The organism is Burkholderia sp. 9120, from assembly GCF_000745015.1.
Lineage (GTDB): Bacteria > Pseudomonadota > Gammaproteobacteria > Burkholderiales > Burkholderiaceae > Paraburkholderia.
The window spans coordinates 4,464,865-4,480,855 of sequence record NZ_JQNA01000002.1 but is presented as its reverse complement, the minus strand read 5'-3'; the positions used below and the strand labels follow the sequence as shown (position 1 = coordinate 4,480,855).

15 protein-coding genes are annotated in these 15,991 nt (G+C 64.4%); 8 read left to right on the top strand and 7 right to left on the bottom strand.

Translation table 11 applies throughout. The annotated features are described in order from the left end of the window. Positions 1 to 314: 314 nt before the first annotated feature. The 4 genes from FA94_RS28090 to FA94_RS28075 all read left to right on the top strand — a co-directional run bounded on the left by FA94_RS28090 (position 315) and on the right by FA94_RS28075 (position 4,071). Complete coding sequence (locus FA94_RS28090; RefSeq protein ID WP_035557451.1) at positions 315 to 1,247, top strand: metallophosphoesterase family protein; 933 nt, start codon at positions 315 to 317, stop codon at positions 1,245 to 1,247. 33 nt (positions 1,248 to 1,280) lie between these two features. After that, positions 1,281 to 1,625 (top strand): cupredoxin domain-containing protein, encoded by a 345-nt coding sequence (locus tag FA94_RS28085; protein WP_035557448.1) that lies wholly within the window; start codon positions 1,281 to 1,283, stop codon positions 1,623 to 1,625. Between the two features lie 903 nt (positions 1,626 to 2,528). Next, positions 2,529 to 2,942, top strand: coding sequence for a hypothetical protein (locus tag FA94_RS39595; RefSeq protein ID WP_231585044.1), 414 nt, complete (start codon positions 2,529 to 2,531; stop codon positions 2,940 to 2,942). 67 nt (positions 2,943 to 3,009) lie between these two features. Further along, complete coding sequence (locus tag FA94_RS28075; RefSeq protein WP_231585043.1) at positions 3,010 to 4,071, top strand: GGDEF domain-containing protein; 1,062 nt, start codon at positions 3,010 to 3,012, stop codon at positions 4,069 to 4,071. A gap of 19 nt (positions 4,072 to 4,090) precedes the next feature. Here FA94_RS28075 and FA94_RS38255 read toward each other — a convergent pair whose 3' ends face one another. Then, positions 4,091 to 4,300, bottom strand: coding sequence for a DUF1289 domain-containing protein (locus FA94_RS38255; protein WP_081936182.1), 210 nt, complete (start codon positions 4,298 to 4,300; stop codon positions 4,091 to 4,093). Positions 4,301 to 4,538: 238 nt separating this feature from the next. On the opposite strand from FA94_RS38255, the gene FA94_RS28070 reads away from it, so the two are divergent. Continuing rightward, a complete protein-coding gene (locus FA94_RS28070) occupies positions 4,539 to 5,429 on the top strand; it encodes a phytochelatin synthase family protein (protein WP_035557439.1) in 891 nt (296 codons plus the stop codon). A 20-nt stretch (positions 5,430 to 5,449) separates the two neighbouring features. Here the strand turns inward: FA94_RS28070 and FA94_RS28065 are convergent, their stop codons facing one another. After that, entirely contained in the window at positions 5,450 to 6,097 is a 648-nt protein-coding gene (locus tag FA94_RS28065) for a glutathione S-transferase family protein (RefSeq protein WP_035557437.1), read from the bottom strand. 251 nt (positions 6,098 to 6,348) lie between these two features. On the opposite strand from FA94_RS28065, the gene FA94_RS28060 reads away from it, so the two are divergent. Then, positions 6,349 to 8,259 (top strand): FAD-binding oxidoreductase, encoded by a 1,911-nt coding sequence (locus FA94_RS28060; RefSeq protein WP_081936180.1) that lies wholly within the window; start codon positions 6,349 to 6,351, stop codon positions 8,257 to 8,259. Positions 8,260 to 8,263: 4 nt separating this feature from the next. Here FA94_RS28060 and FA94_RS28055 read toward each other — a convergent pair whose 3' ends face one another. The 5 genes from FA94_RS28055 to FA94_RS28035 all read right to left on the bottom strand — a co-directional run bounded on the left by FA94_RS28055 (position 8,264) and on the right by FA94_RS28035 (position 14,077). After that, positions 8,264 to 9,688, bottom strand: coding sequence for a DUF1254 domain-containing protein (locus FA94_RS28055; RefSeq protein ID WP_035557434.1), 1,425 nt, complete (start codon positions 9,686 to 9,688; stop codon positions 8,264 to 8,266). A gap of 274 nt (positions 9,689 to 9,962) precedes the next feature. Next, the gene (locus tag FA94_RS28050; RefSeq protein ID WP_035557431.1) at positions 9,963 to 10,352 is read right to left on the bottom strand and encodes a VOC family protein; all 390 of its coding nucleotides are present in this window, start codon (positions 10,350 to 10,352) and stop codon (positions 9,963 to 9,965) included. Positions 10,353 to 10,452: 100 nt separating this feature from the next. Beyond that, on the bottom strand, positions 10,453 to 12,096 hold the full coding sequence (gene glgA, locus FA94_RS28045) for a glycogen synthase GlgA (protein ID WP_035563246.1): 1,644 nt from the start codon (positions 12,094 to 12,096) through the stop codon (positions 10,453 to 10,455). 293 nt (positions 12,097 to 12,389) lie between these two features. Then, complete coding sequence (locus tag FA94_RS28040; protein ID WP_035557429.1) at positions 12,390 to 13,862, bottom strand: sodium:solute symporter family protein; 1,473 nt, start codon at positions 13,860 to 13,862, stop codon at positions 12,390 to 12,392. After that, a complete protein-coding gene (locus FA94_RS28035; RefSeq protein ID WP_035557426.1) occupies positions 13,859 to 14,077 on the bottom strand; it encodes a DUF3311 domain-containing protein in 219 nt (72 codons plus the stop codon). Before FA94_RS28035 ends, FA94_RS28040 begins: the two co-directional genes overlap by 4 nt. 298 nt (positions 14,078 to 14,375) lie before the next feature. Between FA94_RS28035 and FA94_RS28030 the strand changes: the two genes are divergently transcribed. Both FA94_RS28030 and FA94_RS28025 read left to right on the top strand, forming a co-directional pair. Continuing rightward, positions 14,376 to 15,053, top strand: coding sequence for a MarC family protein (locus FA94_RS28030; protein ID WP_035557423.1), 678 nt, complete (start codon positions 14,376 to 14,378; stop codon positions 15,051 to 15,053). A 91-nt stretch (positions 15,054 to 15,144) separates the two neighbouring features. Next, positions 15,145 to 15,978 carry a class II glutamine amidotransferase gene (locus FA94_RS28025; RefSeq protein WP_035557420.1) on the top strand — a complete coding sequence of 278 codons (834 nt, stop codon included), beginning with the start codon at positions 15,145 to 15,147 and terminating at the stop codon, positions 15,976 to 15,978. Positions 15,979 to 15,991 lie beyond the last annotated feature (13 nt).

Genomic DNA, 15,991 nt, shown 5'->3' with positions numbered 1-15,991 from the left:
GTATGTGTTTGCGGTATGGGGCCGACTTGTTCGCCGTCGCGTTCGGTACGTTGCGAGTGGCGTCAAATCGTTGGCTTGAATGCAATTTAGTGGTTCGGCAGCCGGAGGAAAAAGACTTTATAAGCTGGTAGGCATGCTCAAAAGGCATGGGAATAGCGAGGTAAAGACAATTGGTCGACCTCGCCGGGGCGGCGCGCAGTCAATAAGTTGGAATAAAACCGACACCCCGCCAGTCATGCGTGACGAACCGAGTCGCGACACCCGCCGGATGATCCGGTGGTCCGTTCGCGAGTCTTTACCCTGAGGTGGTCACCATGTCGTCACATCAACCGTTCGACGCGTCACGTCGCAACGCGCTCAAATGCCTGGCATTCGGCAGCGTGGGCACCGTGTTCGTGCTGGCAGGCGGGATTCTCACGCCCATGGAACTGGCGCTCGCCGCCGACGCGAAAACGTCCGGCGTGCCGCTCTTCCTGCAGATCAGCGACTCGCATATCGGCTTTAACAAGGAGGCCAATCCGGACGTGGCGGGCACGCTGAAGCAGACCATCGACTTCGTCAACGCGATGCCGGTGAAGCCTGCGCTGACGATTCATACCGGCGATATCACGCACCTGTCGAAGCCCGCGGAATTCGATCTCGCGGCGCAACTCATGTCCGGCCTGAACATCACCGAGCTGCACACGGTGCCCGGCGAGCACGACGTGACCGACGGCACCGGCACCGAATACTTCAGCCGTTTCGGTCAGGCCTCGGACAACAAGGGCTATTACAGCTTCGATCATCAGGGCGTGCATTTCGTCGCGCTCGTCAACGTGATGCATTTCAAGCCGAACGGTCTGGGCGGTCTCGGCGACGACCAGCTCGCGTGGCTCGAAAACGATCTGAAAGGACGCTCGTCCAGCACACCGATCGTGGTGTTCGCGCACATGCCGATGTGGACAATTTATGAACCGTGGGGCTGGGGCACCGGCGACGCGGGCCAGGCGATGAGCTACCTGAAGCGCTTCGGCTCGGTGACGGTGCTCAACGGGCACATTCATCAGATCGTCTCGAAGGTGGAAGGCAACATCACGTTCCACACCGCGCGCTCCACGGCTTATCCGCAGCCGACCGCGGGCAACGGCCCTGGTCCCGGCCCGCTGACGGTGGCGAGCGACCAACTGCCCCGAATGCTCGGCGTGACCCGCATCAAGATCGCGCACCATCCGCTCAAGGCAACGCTCGACGATAAGACGCTGGTCTGATCCAGCGCACTTTTCAGATTCAGGAGATCGACTATGCAAATCCCTACTCTTCGTCGCGTGTCATGTGTGCTGTTTCTGGGCGCGAGCCTGTTTGCGGCGGCGGCCGGTTCGTCTGTTGCGTGCGCGCAGACACCAGGCGCTGTCGTCATCAAGAATTTCATGTTCACGCCGATGGCGATGACCGTTAAAGCCGGTTCAACGGTGACATGGAAAAACCTCGACGGCGAGCCGCACACGGTGGTGAACGACGCGGGTCTGTTCCGTTCCGCCGCGCTCGATCAGAACGACACGTACCAGTTCAAATTCGATAAGCCGGGCGTGTACAAGGTTTTCTGCGGCATTCATCCGACCATGAAGGAGACGATTACCGTCGAGTAACGGCGCCGTGTGGGTCGGGTCAACATGCGTTCGCGGGCGGTCTTTCGTCCGTTGTTTTTCGCCCCTGCGTTTCAAGCGGCGCCCGCGAAAATTCATGGTTCGGCACAGCGCCAGTCTGGTGCAGGCCTGGTTGTTGCGTCTATCAATCCCATCGAACGCGGTTGAGAGCCGTTCGCCACGCCGGGCCTTGTTCCGGTGGGCGATAGCGCGCCGGGAGGCTTCCCGGCGGCGCGTCCGGCAACGGGTAGCCTGGCAGGTTTTACCTGAATGCCCGACGCGAATAGCTCTCGCAACGATGGCGTTTAAAGCGCAGCATTGCCGTGTTGTCGCTATCCGTTAAGCGGGGTAAATTCTTCGAACGACCAGGCGTCGGCTCGGCAAGGTCGCGCGAAACCCCAGTCTGTATACACGTCAGACATAAGGATTCCGGAGCGTATTGCGATGTACCACGATACCGACTTGCCCAATCCCTCAGTTTCTTCAATCGACGGCCTCGCGCCCGCCGGCGACACGTACGGCTGGCCTGCGCCCGCCGTCGCGCCGCCGCGCTTCGGCCGACTGGCGATGGGCGTCGCCATCGCCGGCGCGTTGGCGCTTGGCGTGATGGGGACGGTTGCGTACGGCGTCTGGTTCAATCACGATCAGCAGGCTTATGCAGAGGCGATTGCGGGCGCGCGGCAGGCGCTTGGTGCGGGTGCGACGGTGGGCGCGGGCGGTGCGGCGGGGCGGGCAGGTATGCCTACGACAAACGCGGCTACGGCAAACGGAGCCACAGCAAACGGAGCCACAGCAAACGCAGCTACGGCAAACGCAGCTACGGCCAATGCAGCTACGGCAAATGCAGCTACGGCAAATGCGGCCAACGCAGCCCCTGAAACTGGCTCAGCGCAGACGCAGACGCCGATGACGGTTACGCCCACCACGGCGGCCGGAACCTCCAGCGAAGCACAGGCGGAACAACAGGCCGAGCAGGGTGGCCGCCTGGCGTCGTGGTCCGGTCAGGTAGCACGACCGTCCACGCCGGACCCGGAACTCGCTCGCGCCACTGATGCAACAGACGCCACGCCGATCGCATCGTCATCGTCAGCGAACCGCCGGTCAACGGCCGCAACCGATTCGCCAATTCAACAATTCACCGCCGCCAGGCCCGCCAAAGACCCACGGTCCACCGACGCGCGCGCCGCTTCCCCTTCCGAGCGCCACGCCGCGAACAACCGACACAAAAGCCTGTTCGCCCGCATGGGGCAGTTCTTCCATCGTGTGAGCTATCGGCAGCATGGCAACGCAAGTCAACAAGACATCTACTCCCATCCGTGAGCGGCATCGCTCCTGGCGCGGCCGCACGGAACGCGCTTTCGCGACCCGCTTCGGGCCGGCGCCGGCCATGCTGGCCGCCGTATCGCTGCTATGTCTGCTGATCGGCCTGCTGTATCTCGCGCTGCAGATCAGAACGATCTTCTCAGACCAGTTGAAACAGGACTACGCCGGACTCGTGCTCGACGCGGTGCATCGCGCGGAAGGCGCGCGTGCGGTCGTCGGCGTGTGGCAGCAGGCGCCCGGCAATAGCCAGCGCACGGCCCAGGGCGTCAAGATCGCGCGCGTCGAGCTATCGCAGCGCCTCGATTCGCTCGCGGCGCTCGTCAATGCCAGCCCGATTCCCGCGCCACGCATACCACCCGCGGCGCTCGCGCCCGACGCGCCGCTGAACGGCATCGACACATGGCTCGCCACGGTGTCCGCCTACTGGCGTGCTCAACACGATGTCGACAGCGCCGACGTGCGGCTGCGGATCGCGCATGTCGCGAATCTGCTGATCGCGCTGGCCGCGTTGCTGTTTTGCCTGCTGCTCGCGGCGCTGGGTTTGTACGCCAAACGCAACCGTCAACTGGTGGGGCAATCGCAGGAGTTCGAGCAGGCGGCCTTGCACGATCCGATGACCGGGCTGCCGAACCGCCGCAAGCTGTTCGCCACGCTCGAAGACGCCGCGGAAAACTGGCATGCGATCGCCCGCCGCAGCGACCTTGCAACGCCGCCGCCGTACAAGATCGCGGTGCTGTATCTGGACCTCGACGGTTTCAAGCAGATCAACGACTCGCTCGGCCATCGCGTCGGCGATGAATTCCTGATCGCGGTGTCGCGGCGCTTTCGCGTCTCGGTGCGTAAAGGCGACGTCGTCGCGCGGATCGGCGGCGACGAGTTCGCGGTGCTGGTGCGGGAGTTTTCGAAGGCCGCTGAACTAGGCGAGATCGCCCAGCGGCTGATTGCCTGCGTGGTCGAGACCGATACGCAGATGGGCATCGGCTCGGTCAGCGCCAGCGTCGGCATTGCGAGCTTTCCCGATCTCGTCGACGATTATCAGCGGCTGGTTGCCGCCGCCGACGAAGCGATGTACCACGTCAAGCGCAGCGGCAAAAACAGTTTCGCGTTCGCGGTGCCGCCTGAATAAGCGCTGCCGATCAGCACGTTCAGGACGTTTGCATCGCCGCACGAGGTCCGTGAATCTGCGCTTTCGCTGTCACTTCCCGGTGGGTTTTCTGAGCGATCACCTGCACGCGCAGGTCGTCGGTCATGGTTTTCCACCCGCGAATTTCGTCGCGTGTGCGCAGGCATCCGATGCAGAAGCCGGTTGCGCCGTCGAGTCTGCAGACGTCGACGCAAGGTGACGGGATAGTCATGCTCAAGCTGTTGATTCCGTTGGATTGATTTCGATGGCGACGGATCTTACCGCACTTGGCCGTTGAACTGGATACGGCCGGGCAGCGCGCCGTTGATGCTTGCGTAAGGCGCGACGCCAAGGCTGTACCGCGATTCACGCGCAGTTTCGTTTCGTGTTACAAAACCGGAGCCTGGCCGTGCCTGTCGAGATGCATCGGCGGCGCAGTCGTTCCGAGTTCATCCGCAGCGGAAGGATCCATGTCCAGATACTCCTTGAAGCGTACCGTTGGGCGCGCCGGTCGGCCCGCGTGGATTGCCGCGCTGCTGATGACGGCGGCACTCGCAGCCTGCGCACCGGCGCCGGTAGCGACCAGTCAGACGGCAAGTGAGACCGCGAGTCAGACCGCGAATCCGGTCGCCATTCAAACCGCCACGCAGAAGCCCGTTGCGCAGCCCTCAGCTCAAACGCCGCCCATCAATGCGAAGTCCGCCGATGGCCCGCTGCCCGTGCCACCCAACCTCGTCGCCCTGGCGCAGCCGGCCGGCCAGAAGCGCCTGATCGGCGCCGCGGCCAATCAGTCGTACTGGCCGCTCTCGCAGTATTTCGAAACCCAGCGCAACGAAGCGTATTGCTCGGTCGCGACGTCGGTAATGGCGCTCAACGCATTGGGTATTCGCCGGCCCGCCTCGACGCTCTATCCGGACTTTCCGTATTTCTCGCAGGAAGATTTCTTTCGCGGCGTCGATCCGCAAGTGGCCAACGCGGCGCGCGTTTCTCACGAGGGCATGACGCTCGACCAGCTCGGCGCAGCCTTGCAGGCATTTCCGGTCGCGGTGCAGCCTTACCACGCGGCGGACCTCACGCTGGCGCAGTTTCGCGATCTGATTCGCGAGACCACGCGCCACGGCGATCGTTTCGCGCTGTTGAATTTCCGGCGTGTCGAGATCGGCGAAACCGGTGGCGGACACTGGTCGCCGCTTGCTGCGTACGACGCGGCGAGCGACAGCGCCTTGCTGCTCGATGTAGCGCGCTACAAGTACCCGGCGGTGTGGGTGCCGGTGGCGCAGTTGTACGCGGCGGCGCTCGCGGTCGATAACGTGAGCGGGTTGTCGCGCGGCGTCGTGGTGATCGGCAGGCGGCAGGGCTGAAGCCTGGCCCGCCGTGCCGGTCAATCGTTCGGGTTAAGCCACTCGGTCAACCCTTCGCGCGTATTCAATTCGATAAACGACGGTAGCGCGCGCAGTTGGTGGATATAGCCGGCGAGATGCGGCCAACCGGTCGCCGGTCGCGGCTGATTGCGGGTCCAGCGCATCAGCATGAGCGCCATCAAATCCACCGTGCTGAGCTTGCCGCCGATCAGGTAACCCGGCTTGTCGGCGAGTTGCGCGTCGAGCCGGTCCCACGCTTCAACGAGTCGTCGCTCCGCGAGCGCGCGCACTGCGTCGGCGCCGGCCGCGTCGCCGTCGACCTCCGCGTAAAACCAGTCGCGCATGGCGGGCAGCACCGTGTTGGCGAGAAAGATCATCGTTTCGAACCACTCGGCGCGGTCGGCGGAACCGGGCGCGGGCGCGAAGCCGGCTTCGGGATGGCGTTCGGCGAGCAGCATCAGCAGTGCAGCCGATTCGTGACGCGGCACGCCGTCGACCACCAGCGTCGGCACCCGACCCGAGGGATTGAGCCGCAGATAGTCCGGTTCGCGCTGCTTGCCGATATCGATATCGACGAGGCGGGCTTCGAATGCGACGCCCAGTTCGATCAGCATCCAATGCACCGCCATGCTGGCCGCGCCGGGCGAATAGTAGAGAACGTAAGGCATCGATGCGCTCCGGATAATTGTGCGATTTTGGTGGTTCGATCCGGCGGTAGTCTAGCGCCATTTATCGCATCGGCGGCGCGGTAACGCGCGTTCTCGTAGTAGCGGATGCGGGGGTTCGCGGCTACTATCCTTCGACCGTTTTATCGGCCGGAACGGGCATGCGGTTCGATCACACCGCAGCGTAAAGCATTCACCTGATGCCGCGCCACGGGGCGTTGCGCAGCGCGGCCATTCGGGAGACAGGCAAGCGTATGTGCGCATTCGACCGGCGGACTCTGCTCAAAGGCGCACTCGCCGCGCCATGGTTCGGTGCGAACTGGCGAGCGTTGGCGCAACCGCAACCGCAACCGCAACCGCTCGCACAGGGGCCGGCCAATGCGCAGGCCGACACGACGATCGAGGCAAGTGAGGCGAGCGAAGCAGCCGGTCCGACACTGCGTCGCGTGCGACCCGGCGATCCAGCGTGGCCTTCCACGGACGCCTGGCAACAACTGAATGCGGCCGTGAACGGGCGCTTGAGCGTGGTTCGCTCCCCGCTCGCGGTATGCGCCGAATCGCCCGCGAGCCAGGCGTGCGCGGACGAATTCAAGCGACTTAAAAACCCCTTCTATATCGGCGATACCCCGGCGCTAACGCAGACCTGCGGTTGGCTCGACGCGTGGACCTCCGCGCCGAGCGCGTACGTCGTCGCAGCGGGCGAAGCGCAAGACATTGCGAGCGCCGTCGACTTCGCGCGTAGGCATCGCCTGCGGCTGGTGGTCAAAGGCGGCGGCCATAGTTATCAGGGCACCTCGAACGCGGCCGATTCGCTGATGGTCTGGACGCACGCCATGCGCGGCATCACCTCGCACGACGCTTTCGTCCCGGACGGTTGCGCAGGGCGTGTCAAACCGGAGACTGCGGTTACGATCGGCGCCGGCGCGCTGTGGGGGCATGTCTATGCCGCTGTCAGCGCACAAAGCGGGCGCTATGTGCAAGGCGGCGGCTGCCTGACGGTCGGCGTCGCCGGGCTGGTGCAGAGCGGCGGCTTCGGCAGCTTTTCGAAGCGGTTCGGCTCGGCGGCCGCCGGTTTGCTGCAAGCCGAAATCGTGACGGCCGACGGCGTGGTGCGCACGGTGAATGCCTGCACGCACCCGGATCTGTTCTGGGCATTGAAAGGCGGCGGTGGCGGAAGCTTCGGCGTCGTGACGCAGTTGACGTTGCGCACGCACGAACTGCCCGATCTGGTGGGTGTCGTGAACGCGACGGTGAAGGCGTCGTCGGAGACGGCATTCCGCGCGCTGGTGGGCGAGTTCATCGCGTTCAGCGCGGCCAGTCTGATCAATCCGCATTGGGGCGAGACGGTGGCGTTCCGCAGCGACAATACGCTGCGCATTTCGATGGTGTTCCAGGGGCTTGATCGCGACACCGCTATGCGCGTCTGGCAGCCGTTCTTCGATTGGGTCGCGAACGGCGAGCATGCCTGCACGACCACACCGCCCCAGGTGCTGACCGCCTCGGCGCGGCACTTCTGGGACCCGACCTTCCTCGCGCAACACGTCCCTGACGCGCTAACGGTCGACGACCGCCCGGGCGCCGACCCAGGCAACGTCTTCTGGACGGACAACCTGATCGAAGCCGGCCAGTACCTGTACGGCTACACCTCGACCTGGCTGCCGGCCGCGCTGCTGGCGCCCGCACGGCGCGGCGACCTCGCCGACACGCTGGTGCAGAGCAGCCGGCGCTGGTCCGTCACGTTGCACTTCAACAAGGGACTGGCGGGCGCTCCGGCCGACGCGTTGAACGCGACCTGGCAAACCGCGACCAATCCCGCGGTACTCGATGCCTTCGCGCTCGCGATCCTCGCGGACCTGGGCGCGCCGGCGTTTCCGGGCATCGCGGGACATGAGCCGGATACGCGCAACGGGCGGCGCAGCGCAACGAGCATCGCCCAGGCCACGCAGATCCTGCGCACCATCGTGCCCGACCCGGGTACGTATCTGTCCGAGAGCGACTTCTTCGAAAGCGACTGGCAGCGGGCCTACTGGGGAAACCATCACGCGCGGCTCGCGGCGGTGAAGCGCCAGTACGATCCCGACGGCCTGTTCTTCGTACACCACGGCGTGGGCTCGGAAGAATGGAGCGCCGACGGGATGACGCGGGTCGACGCCGCGCGCACTTAACCCGCTAGTTCACGCGTTTGACCACGGGCGTCTTCCACTTGCCATCGAGCAGCGCCTGCTTCGGCCAGTAATAGCGCAGGGTGATCATGAACGGCCCATCCGGCGCCGGCAGCCAGTTCGCCTTGCGGGCGTTGGCGGGCGCTTCGGACTGGATATAAATCGTCACCGCGCCGTCCCGATCCTTTTTGAGTTGCGGCAGCATCGGTGAGTTGATCAGATAGCGGTCGAGCGGATTTTTCACCAGCAACTGGTCCGGCAATCCGTACATGGTCACCGACCAGAACGCGTTCACCGGCGGCAATTGCCCTTTGGGAAAGCGCAGCACGTAACGATGCTGACTGCCGTCCAGCGGCTGGCCGCTCGCGTCCTTGTCGAGCACCGGATACAGCGCTTCTTCCCGCGAATTCGCGCCGATGCCGACCTGCGTGCCGGTGGCGCGCGTCACATAGTCGTTCTTCAGATACTCGCGCGTGCCGAATAAGGTGTCCGTTTTGCCGCCGAGCGACGCGCGCCGGTCGTCGATCGCCTTCTGGCCGTCCTGCATGCCGGCGCTAAACGCCGCCTTCTGCTCCGCCGACAGCGTGTTCACGTCGAAGCGCTGCCCCGGCACCACGCCGATCTGTGCGAAGCGGCTGCGCAGTCCGGCTTCGTCCGGATTGACGGGGGCGAACTGCAACACGAACGCGAGCTGGTTGAAGAACTCGAGCGAGGTGCGCGCGGCGGCCGGCGAGATCGGCTTGATCCATTGCACGGCCGGCGCGGCGGGCGGTGGCGCGGTGCCGGTGAACGCCGAGAGCGTCTGCAGCTTGTAGCCCGCCTGAATCTGCTTGACGTTGTCGAGGTCGCCGGGATTGAACAGTTGCGTGCGTCCCACGACGTTCACCAGATCGGTCTCGGAGCGGATCACCTGGGTGATGCCGTTCGGCGTCTGACCGTTCCAGCGCGGACCCGCTATCAGGAATGTGCCGCCGTGGTTGCCGGTGGTGCGGCTGCCGATATAGGCGAAGTTGAAGGTGTACAGGTCCAGCAACTGGAACACGAAGTAGCGTTTCCGGTCCATCGGCGGGACCGTGATAACCACCGGTTCCGCACGCAGATCGAGACCGGCGAACGTATAGGGCGTGTCGGAGTTGGGCGTGACGAAAGCGGTGTCGTCGGGTGTGAAAACGCGTGCGACGTTCAGGATGGAATTGAAGGGACCTTTGTATTGCGGATTGGTGCTGTCTACTGAAAACGCATACATCGTGCTGTACACAGCAACCAGGGGCGTGCCGTAGAGATACGCGTCTTTGGCGATCGAGCGGATCTCGGCGGTGCTGGCGGTCACGGGCGCGGCGCGGGACTGGGCCATGTCGCCGCTCGGCGACGTCTGGCAGGCGGTCAGTGCGATAGCGAGCAGCACGGCGGCGATGATTCGACTTCTTGACATGGCGACCCTCTCGAAGCAGGCATGGACAGCGTCAACGGAATCGGAACACGGGAGGTAACGGGTACGACAGGCACAACACGCGAAATGCAGCTAGCCGGAATGGAAGGGAATGGAAGCGGGAATTGTTCTGGATGCCGAAGCTTGCCTTGCGTGCTCGCGAGCTGTCAAGCAGCATTCAGTTCGCCGGGATTGTCAGGAAGCGTTCAACATCGCGCGAGTGTGCCCGGTGTGGAACATCGCTTTTGCGCATGCTATGCGTGATGAATTATCGAACTCAGCCCCAGGCGGCATGCTGCAGGACGATTCGATAACCGTCAGGATCTTCGAAGGTTTTGCCTTGGCGATCCCAGTAGGGATTTTCGGCCTGGCACGGCATCGCGCCGAATGCCTGAAGCCGCTCGACCGCGGCGGTCCACTCGTCGAGGGCGGGCAGATAGAGCACGAGAAGATGTTCGTGAGTCGGCGCGCGTTCGACGCTGACGCCGTGCTGATGCGTGAATTCGATGTGCCACGGACAGTCGCGCCGTCCGACGACGACGCCGTCGAAACCCTCGTGATCGGCGAAACGCGCCAGCACCTCGAAGCCGAGTCCACGCGTGTAGAAATCGGCGACCTGATTGAGCTGGTTGGTGGGACGGGCGACGCGGAGAACGGGTGACGGCATCGGCAACTCCGGGAAAGACGAGTATGCCAGCGAGCTTAACGTGCGGGACGCGGCGTCGGGTCGTTCAACCGTTGCCGCGTGGGGTTATTCGAAGCGCGGGTTATGCACTGCGCGCCATCTCTCCGACGCCCGCGTTGAATCCCTCGTCCGCACGCGCAGCCTGGCGCGTCGCACCCGAGGAGCCCGCCGCGCGAGCCCGAACCGGTGTCTTGCGAACGCGCGTCTCGCGCAGCGCCGGGCGTGCATCGACCATCTCCGCATACAACGCGAGATAGTTCTCGGTCGACGCTTCCCAACCCGAATCGCGGCTCATCGCATTGCGCTGCAACGCGTGCCACGACGCCGGTTGCATGAACGCGGTCAAGGCCCGTCCGAGCGCATGCACGACATCGTCGACCTGCTCGCCGTCGAACAGAAAGCCGGTCGCGCTGTCTTCACCGTGCATGAGCCGCACGTCACGCGGCTCACGCGGATCGGGCGCCTCGAGCGGCACATAGTCGACGATCGTATCCGCCAGCCCACCCACGCGCGACGCCACCGGAATCGTGCCGTAACGCATCGCGTAAAGCTGGGTGAGTCCGCAGGGTTCGAAGCGGCTGCCATGCAGCAGCATGTCCGCGCCTGCGTGCAGCATATGCGCGCGTCGTTCGTCATAACCGATCTGCACGCCCACGCGCCCAGGCCACGCTGCCGCCAGTTGCTGCAGCGCCAGTTCGAGCGCGGGCTCGCCCTGACCGAGAATCGCGAATTGCAAACGCGGATGCCGTTCGAGCAGCGTGGGCAGCGCGTGCACCACGACGTCGGCAAGCTTCTGTTCCGTCAGCCGGCTGCCGATCGCGACCAGCGGCGCGAACGGGTCACGCGTCAGTCCGAACGCCTGTTGCAGCTCGCGCTTGCAGGCCTGCTTGCCGGCGGTGTCGTCGACGGAATAGGGGCGCGCAATCTGCGAATCGGTCGCCGGATTCCACGCAACGGTATCGATCCCGTTGACGATGCCGGACAGCTTGCCCGCCTGCGCCTGCAACACGCCTTCCATGCCGTGCCCGAAGCGGGACGTCAGAATCTCGCGCGCATAGCGTCGGCTGACGGTGTTGACCCGGTCGGCGTGGACGATGCCCGCTTTCATCATGCTCAGCGAGCCGTAGAACTCGATGCTGCGTTCGTCGGACAGCGCGGGCGTCAGCAAGTCGGACGGCACGCCGATCCAGCCGCCCATCGCGAGCGGATGGTTGCCCTGGAACGCGAGGTTGTGAATCGTGAAGACGCTTTTCGCGGCGACGCCCGCGAGCCGCATATAAAGCGGCGTGAGGCCTGCATGCCAATCGTGCGCGTGCACGATGTCGGGGCGCTTCAGATTACGCACGCCGCGCGCGATACGCGTGGCCGCCGCGGCGAGCGACGCGAAGCGCGTCAGGTTGTCGAGGTAGTCGCGCCCTTGCGGATCGCGGTACAGCCCTTCGCGGGCGAACAGGTGATCCATTTGCAGCAGCAGCACGGTGACGCCGGTGTCGGGCATACGCGCGCGCAGCAGCCGGGCGTCGCCGCCGGGCAGGCCGGTCATGCGCGCGACGGGCGCGACGTCGAGGGCGCGTTCGAGCGCCTCGGGATAAGCGGGCATCAGAATCGAGACATCCACGCCGGCATCGCGCAGCGCGGCGGCGTAGGCACTGACCATGTCGCCGAGGCCGCCGGACTTGGCGAGCGGCAGGGCTTCGGAAGCGACAAGAAGAACGTTGAGCGACAAGGTGGCCCCCAGGGACGCAAATTTTTGCACTTGCACAGTGCGGCCGGATTCGGCGATGTGTCTGTTCAGCAAGGGGTGTGCCCGGAGCGGGCGGAAGATTTGCGCCGCGGCTGCGGGTTTGTGTTGCAGTGCGGGCCGCTGTATTTCGCCGTGACGTTCGCGCTGAAGTTCGCGCTGGAACGCGGGCGGTTTTTTCATTCTTATGTAGATTTGACATTCGGCGCGCGACCGGTAAACGGAAAAGGGCCGTCGCCAATGGCGACAGCCCTTTCAAGTCCTGCTGGAAGCGAAGCTTAATGCACCGGCGCGTGCGTCTGTTCGACCGGATGCGGCTGCGTCACCGCACTGACCAGCGCGAACACGATGATATTCACCGCCAGCGCCAGGAAGCCGATGTTGACGTCCTTCAGCGCGTCCGGCAGGAACGGCATCAACTGGCCGACGCTCAGGTGCATCGTGGTCGTGATGGTGACCACCGCCACGCCGGCGAGAATCCCGCAGAACGCGCCTTGTTTGGTGGCACGGTTATGCGGCCGCAGGCTGCAGATCACCGCCGGGAACAACTGCGTCACGAAGCTGTAACCCATCAGCAGCAGGGCCACGATCGTTTCGCCGCCGTGCAGCGTGAAGCCGACCGCCACCAGCGCTACCACCGGCACCAGAAGCCGCGCCAGATTGGTCACCGTGGCGTCCGACGCGTTGCGGTTCACCATGCCACGGTAGACGTCGTTGGCGAGCAGCGTGGAGGCCGAGGTCAGGATCATGGAGCCCGGCACCAGCGCGGTCAGAATGCCGGCCCCGCCGATCACGCCGACGAACCATGGGTCGAAGGTCTGCAGCGACAGGCGGAACAGCGACAGGTCGATGTCGCCGCCCTTGAGGCCCGGCACCTTCAGCGTCGCGGCAAAGCCGACGAAGAACACGAACAGCAGGATCAGCTGGTACAGCGGCAGCACCATCGCATTGCGGCGGAAGATGCGTTCGTCGCGCGCGGTGAAGATCGAACCGAACGAGTGCGGCCACATGAAGAAACCCAGCGCGGTCAGCAGCACCGTCGACTGGAACCAGGTCACGCTCGAGCCCTTGGCCGGGAAGGTCAGGAAGCCGGGGCGGGCGGCGTCGATCGCGCGGAACATGTCGCTGAAGCCGCCGTAGTAGTGAATCGGCAGATAAATGCCGAGGAACAGCACGATCGCGAGGATCAGCGTGTCCTTCACCACCGAATTCCACGCCGAGCCGCGCACGCCGGAGACGATCACGTAAGCGGTCACGACGCCGGCGCCAAGCCAGATCGCCGTGGTCGACGAAATCGCGCCGTACGACGCGGTCGCGACGATAATGCCGAGCCCCTTGAGTTGCAGCACGAGGTACGGAATCAGCGCGGCGACACCCACCAGCGCGACCAGCGTGCCGAGCGCGGGGCTGTCGTATTTGCGCGCGAAGAAGTGCGGTTGCGACACGAGCCGGTGGTCTCGCGCATAACGCCAGATGGGCGGCAGCATCCAGTACGAGATGATGTACGCGAGCGTGCCGTACGCGAGAATGTAGTAGACCGGCGCGCCCTTGCCATAGGCGAAACCGCTGCCGCCGAGGAAGGTGAAGGTGGTGTAGATCTCGCCCGCCATCAGCAGGAACACGAACGCGGTGCCGAAGCTGCGGCCGCCCACGGTCCATTGTTCGAGGCTCATGTCGTGGCCGCGCCGCGCGCGTATGCCGAGGTACAGCGCGAACAGCGTAATGGCAGCAATGATCAGCAGGGCGCTCATGGGCGGACCTCCTCGCCTTCGACGGCGGCGAGTTGACGGTTGGACGGGTCCAGACGGTAGACGACCGCCATGATGATCGCGCTGAGCACGACCCACATGACGATCCAGGCCAGCACGAACGGCATGCCGAGCATCAGCGGCTCGACGCGATTCACAAACGGAACACCGAGCAGTATGCCGACGAACGGCAGCGCGGCGAGTACACGAAGCAACATGGGGGCAACTCCTCGAACCGGTAAGTACGTCTCGTTGAAAGTGCGGCTTCGCTGGGGACTTTATGCCTGATGCTTTGGGTACGTAAAGTAAGTCAAAAAAGTGTAGGCTTTCCGAAAGTTGCGCGTGCATCTTTTTTGCGTGTTTTCCGCGCGGCTTGCTGCGCTGCAATGCGCGGCGTCCGCGGTGACGAGGCTATGGCAAGGGTGCCGGTTGCGCACTTTTCACCGTGCCGGCTGGCGCGGCGCGATATCATCCCGGTCACGCGACGCGAGCAGTCGTTCATCACGGAAAACGCATATGGTCGAAAGTCTGATCTCGGACATTCTGTTTGGCTTCACCGGGCTGATCAGCATCATCAACCCGATCGGCATTGCCTTTGTCTTCCTTGACCGGACTGCGTCGTTGACCACCGAGGAGCGCACCGCGCTCGCCCGCAAGATCGCCATCAACGTGGTCTGCGTGCTGCTGGTGGCGTTCTTTATCGGCACCCCGATCCTGCATTTCTTCGGCATTTCGATGCAGGCGCTGCGCATCGGCGGCGGCCTCGCGGTCGCGGTCGGCGGCTGGCAGATGCTCAACGCGCCCGATACCCAGCCGGCCGAGCAACCGGCGGTGAAACGCGTCGACGCGGACAACGCCATGTCGAAGGCGTTCTTCCCATTCACCATTCCGCTGACCACCGGGCCGGGCTCGATCGCCACCGCCATCGCGCTGACCGCGAACCGCACGCACAAGCTGTCCGAGTTCGTGCTGTCGAGCGTTGCGTCGGTGGTTATCTCGCTGCTGGTGGCGCTCAGCGTCTATCTGGTATACAGCCGTGCGGTGATTTTCGCCCGTTACCTCGGCGTGGAAGGCACCAAGGTCGCCATGCGCGTCTCGTCGTTTCTGCTGTTGTGTATTGGCGTGCAGATCATGCTGACCGGCTTCTCCGAATTCCTGATTCCGATCGCGACGTTGCAGCCGGTGATCAAGTAGTGTCGGGCCGGGCGGCAGCCTGCCGCGCCGGAGCGTTGTGTCGCAGCAGAGCGCAACCGCCGCCAGGTTGCATCGCACCGGAGAGAACCCAATGTGCCGCTGGCTCGCTTATACAGGTAACCCGCTTCAGCTCGAAACGGTGCTGTTCAACGCGAAACACTCGCTGATCGATCAGAGCCTGCATTCGCGGCTCGGCCATACCACCACGAACGGCGACGGCTTCGGTATCGGCTGGTACGGCCACCCGACCGATATTCCGTTCCGTTACCGCTGCATCCAGCCGGCGTGGAGCGACCGCAATCTGCGCGAAGCCGCGCGGGCGATTCGCGCGCCGCTGTTCGTCGCGCATATCCGCGCGGCGACCGACACGCCTTCGCAGGAAACCAACTGTCATCCGTTCCGCTATGGCCGCTGGCTGTTCGCGCACAATGGCCTGGTGCGCAACTATCCGGTGGTGCGGCGCGATCTGATGCTGGCGATCGACCCCGAGCTGTTTCCTTCGATTGAAGGCTCGACCGATTCCGAGGTGTTGTTCTTTCTGGCGCTGACGTTCGGCCTTGAACTCGCGCCGGTTACCGCGCTCGAACGTATGGTGGGTTTCGTCGAAACCACCGGCCGCGCGCATGGCGTCGACGAACCGCTGAACATGACGGTGTGCGCGACCGACGGCGAGCAGATCGTCGCGGTACGCTATTCGAGCGAAGGGGCGTCGCGCTCGCTGTTTCACAGCACGTCGTTTCATCATCTGCACGAGTTGTATCCGGACGACTCGCGCATCACGGCGGCCGGCGACGACGCGTTTCTGGTGCTGTCCGAGCCGCTCGCCGATCTGCCGGGCTGGTGGGAGGAAATTCCCGAAAGCACGGCGGTGGTGGCGCGCGGCGGCACGATCGAGCAATATCCGTTCAAGCCGCAACTGGCGTGAACCTTGGAGCAGG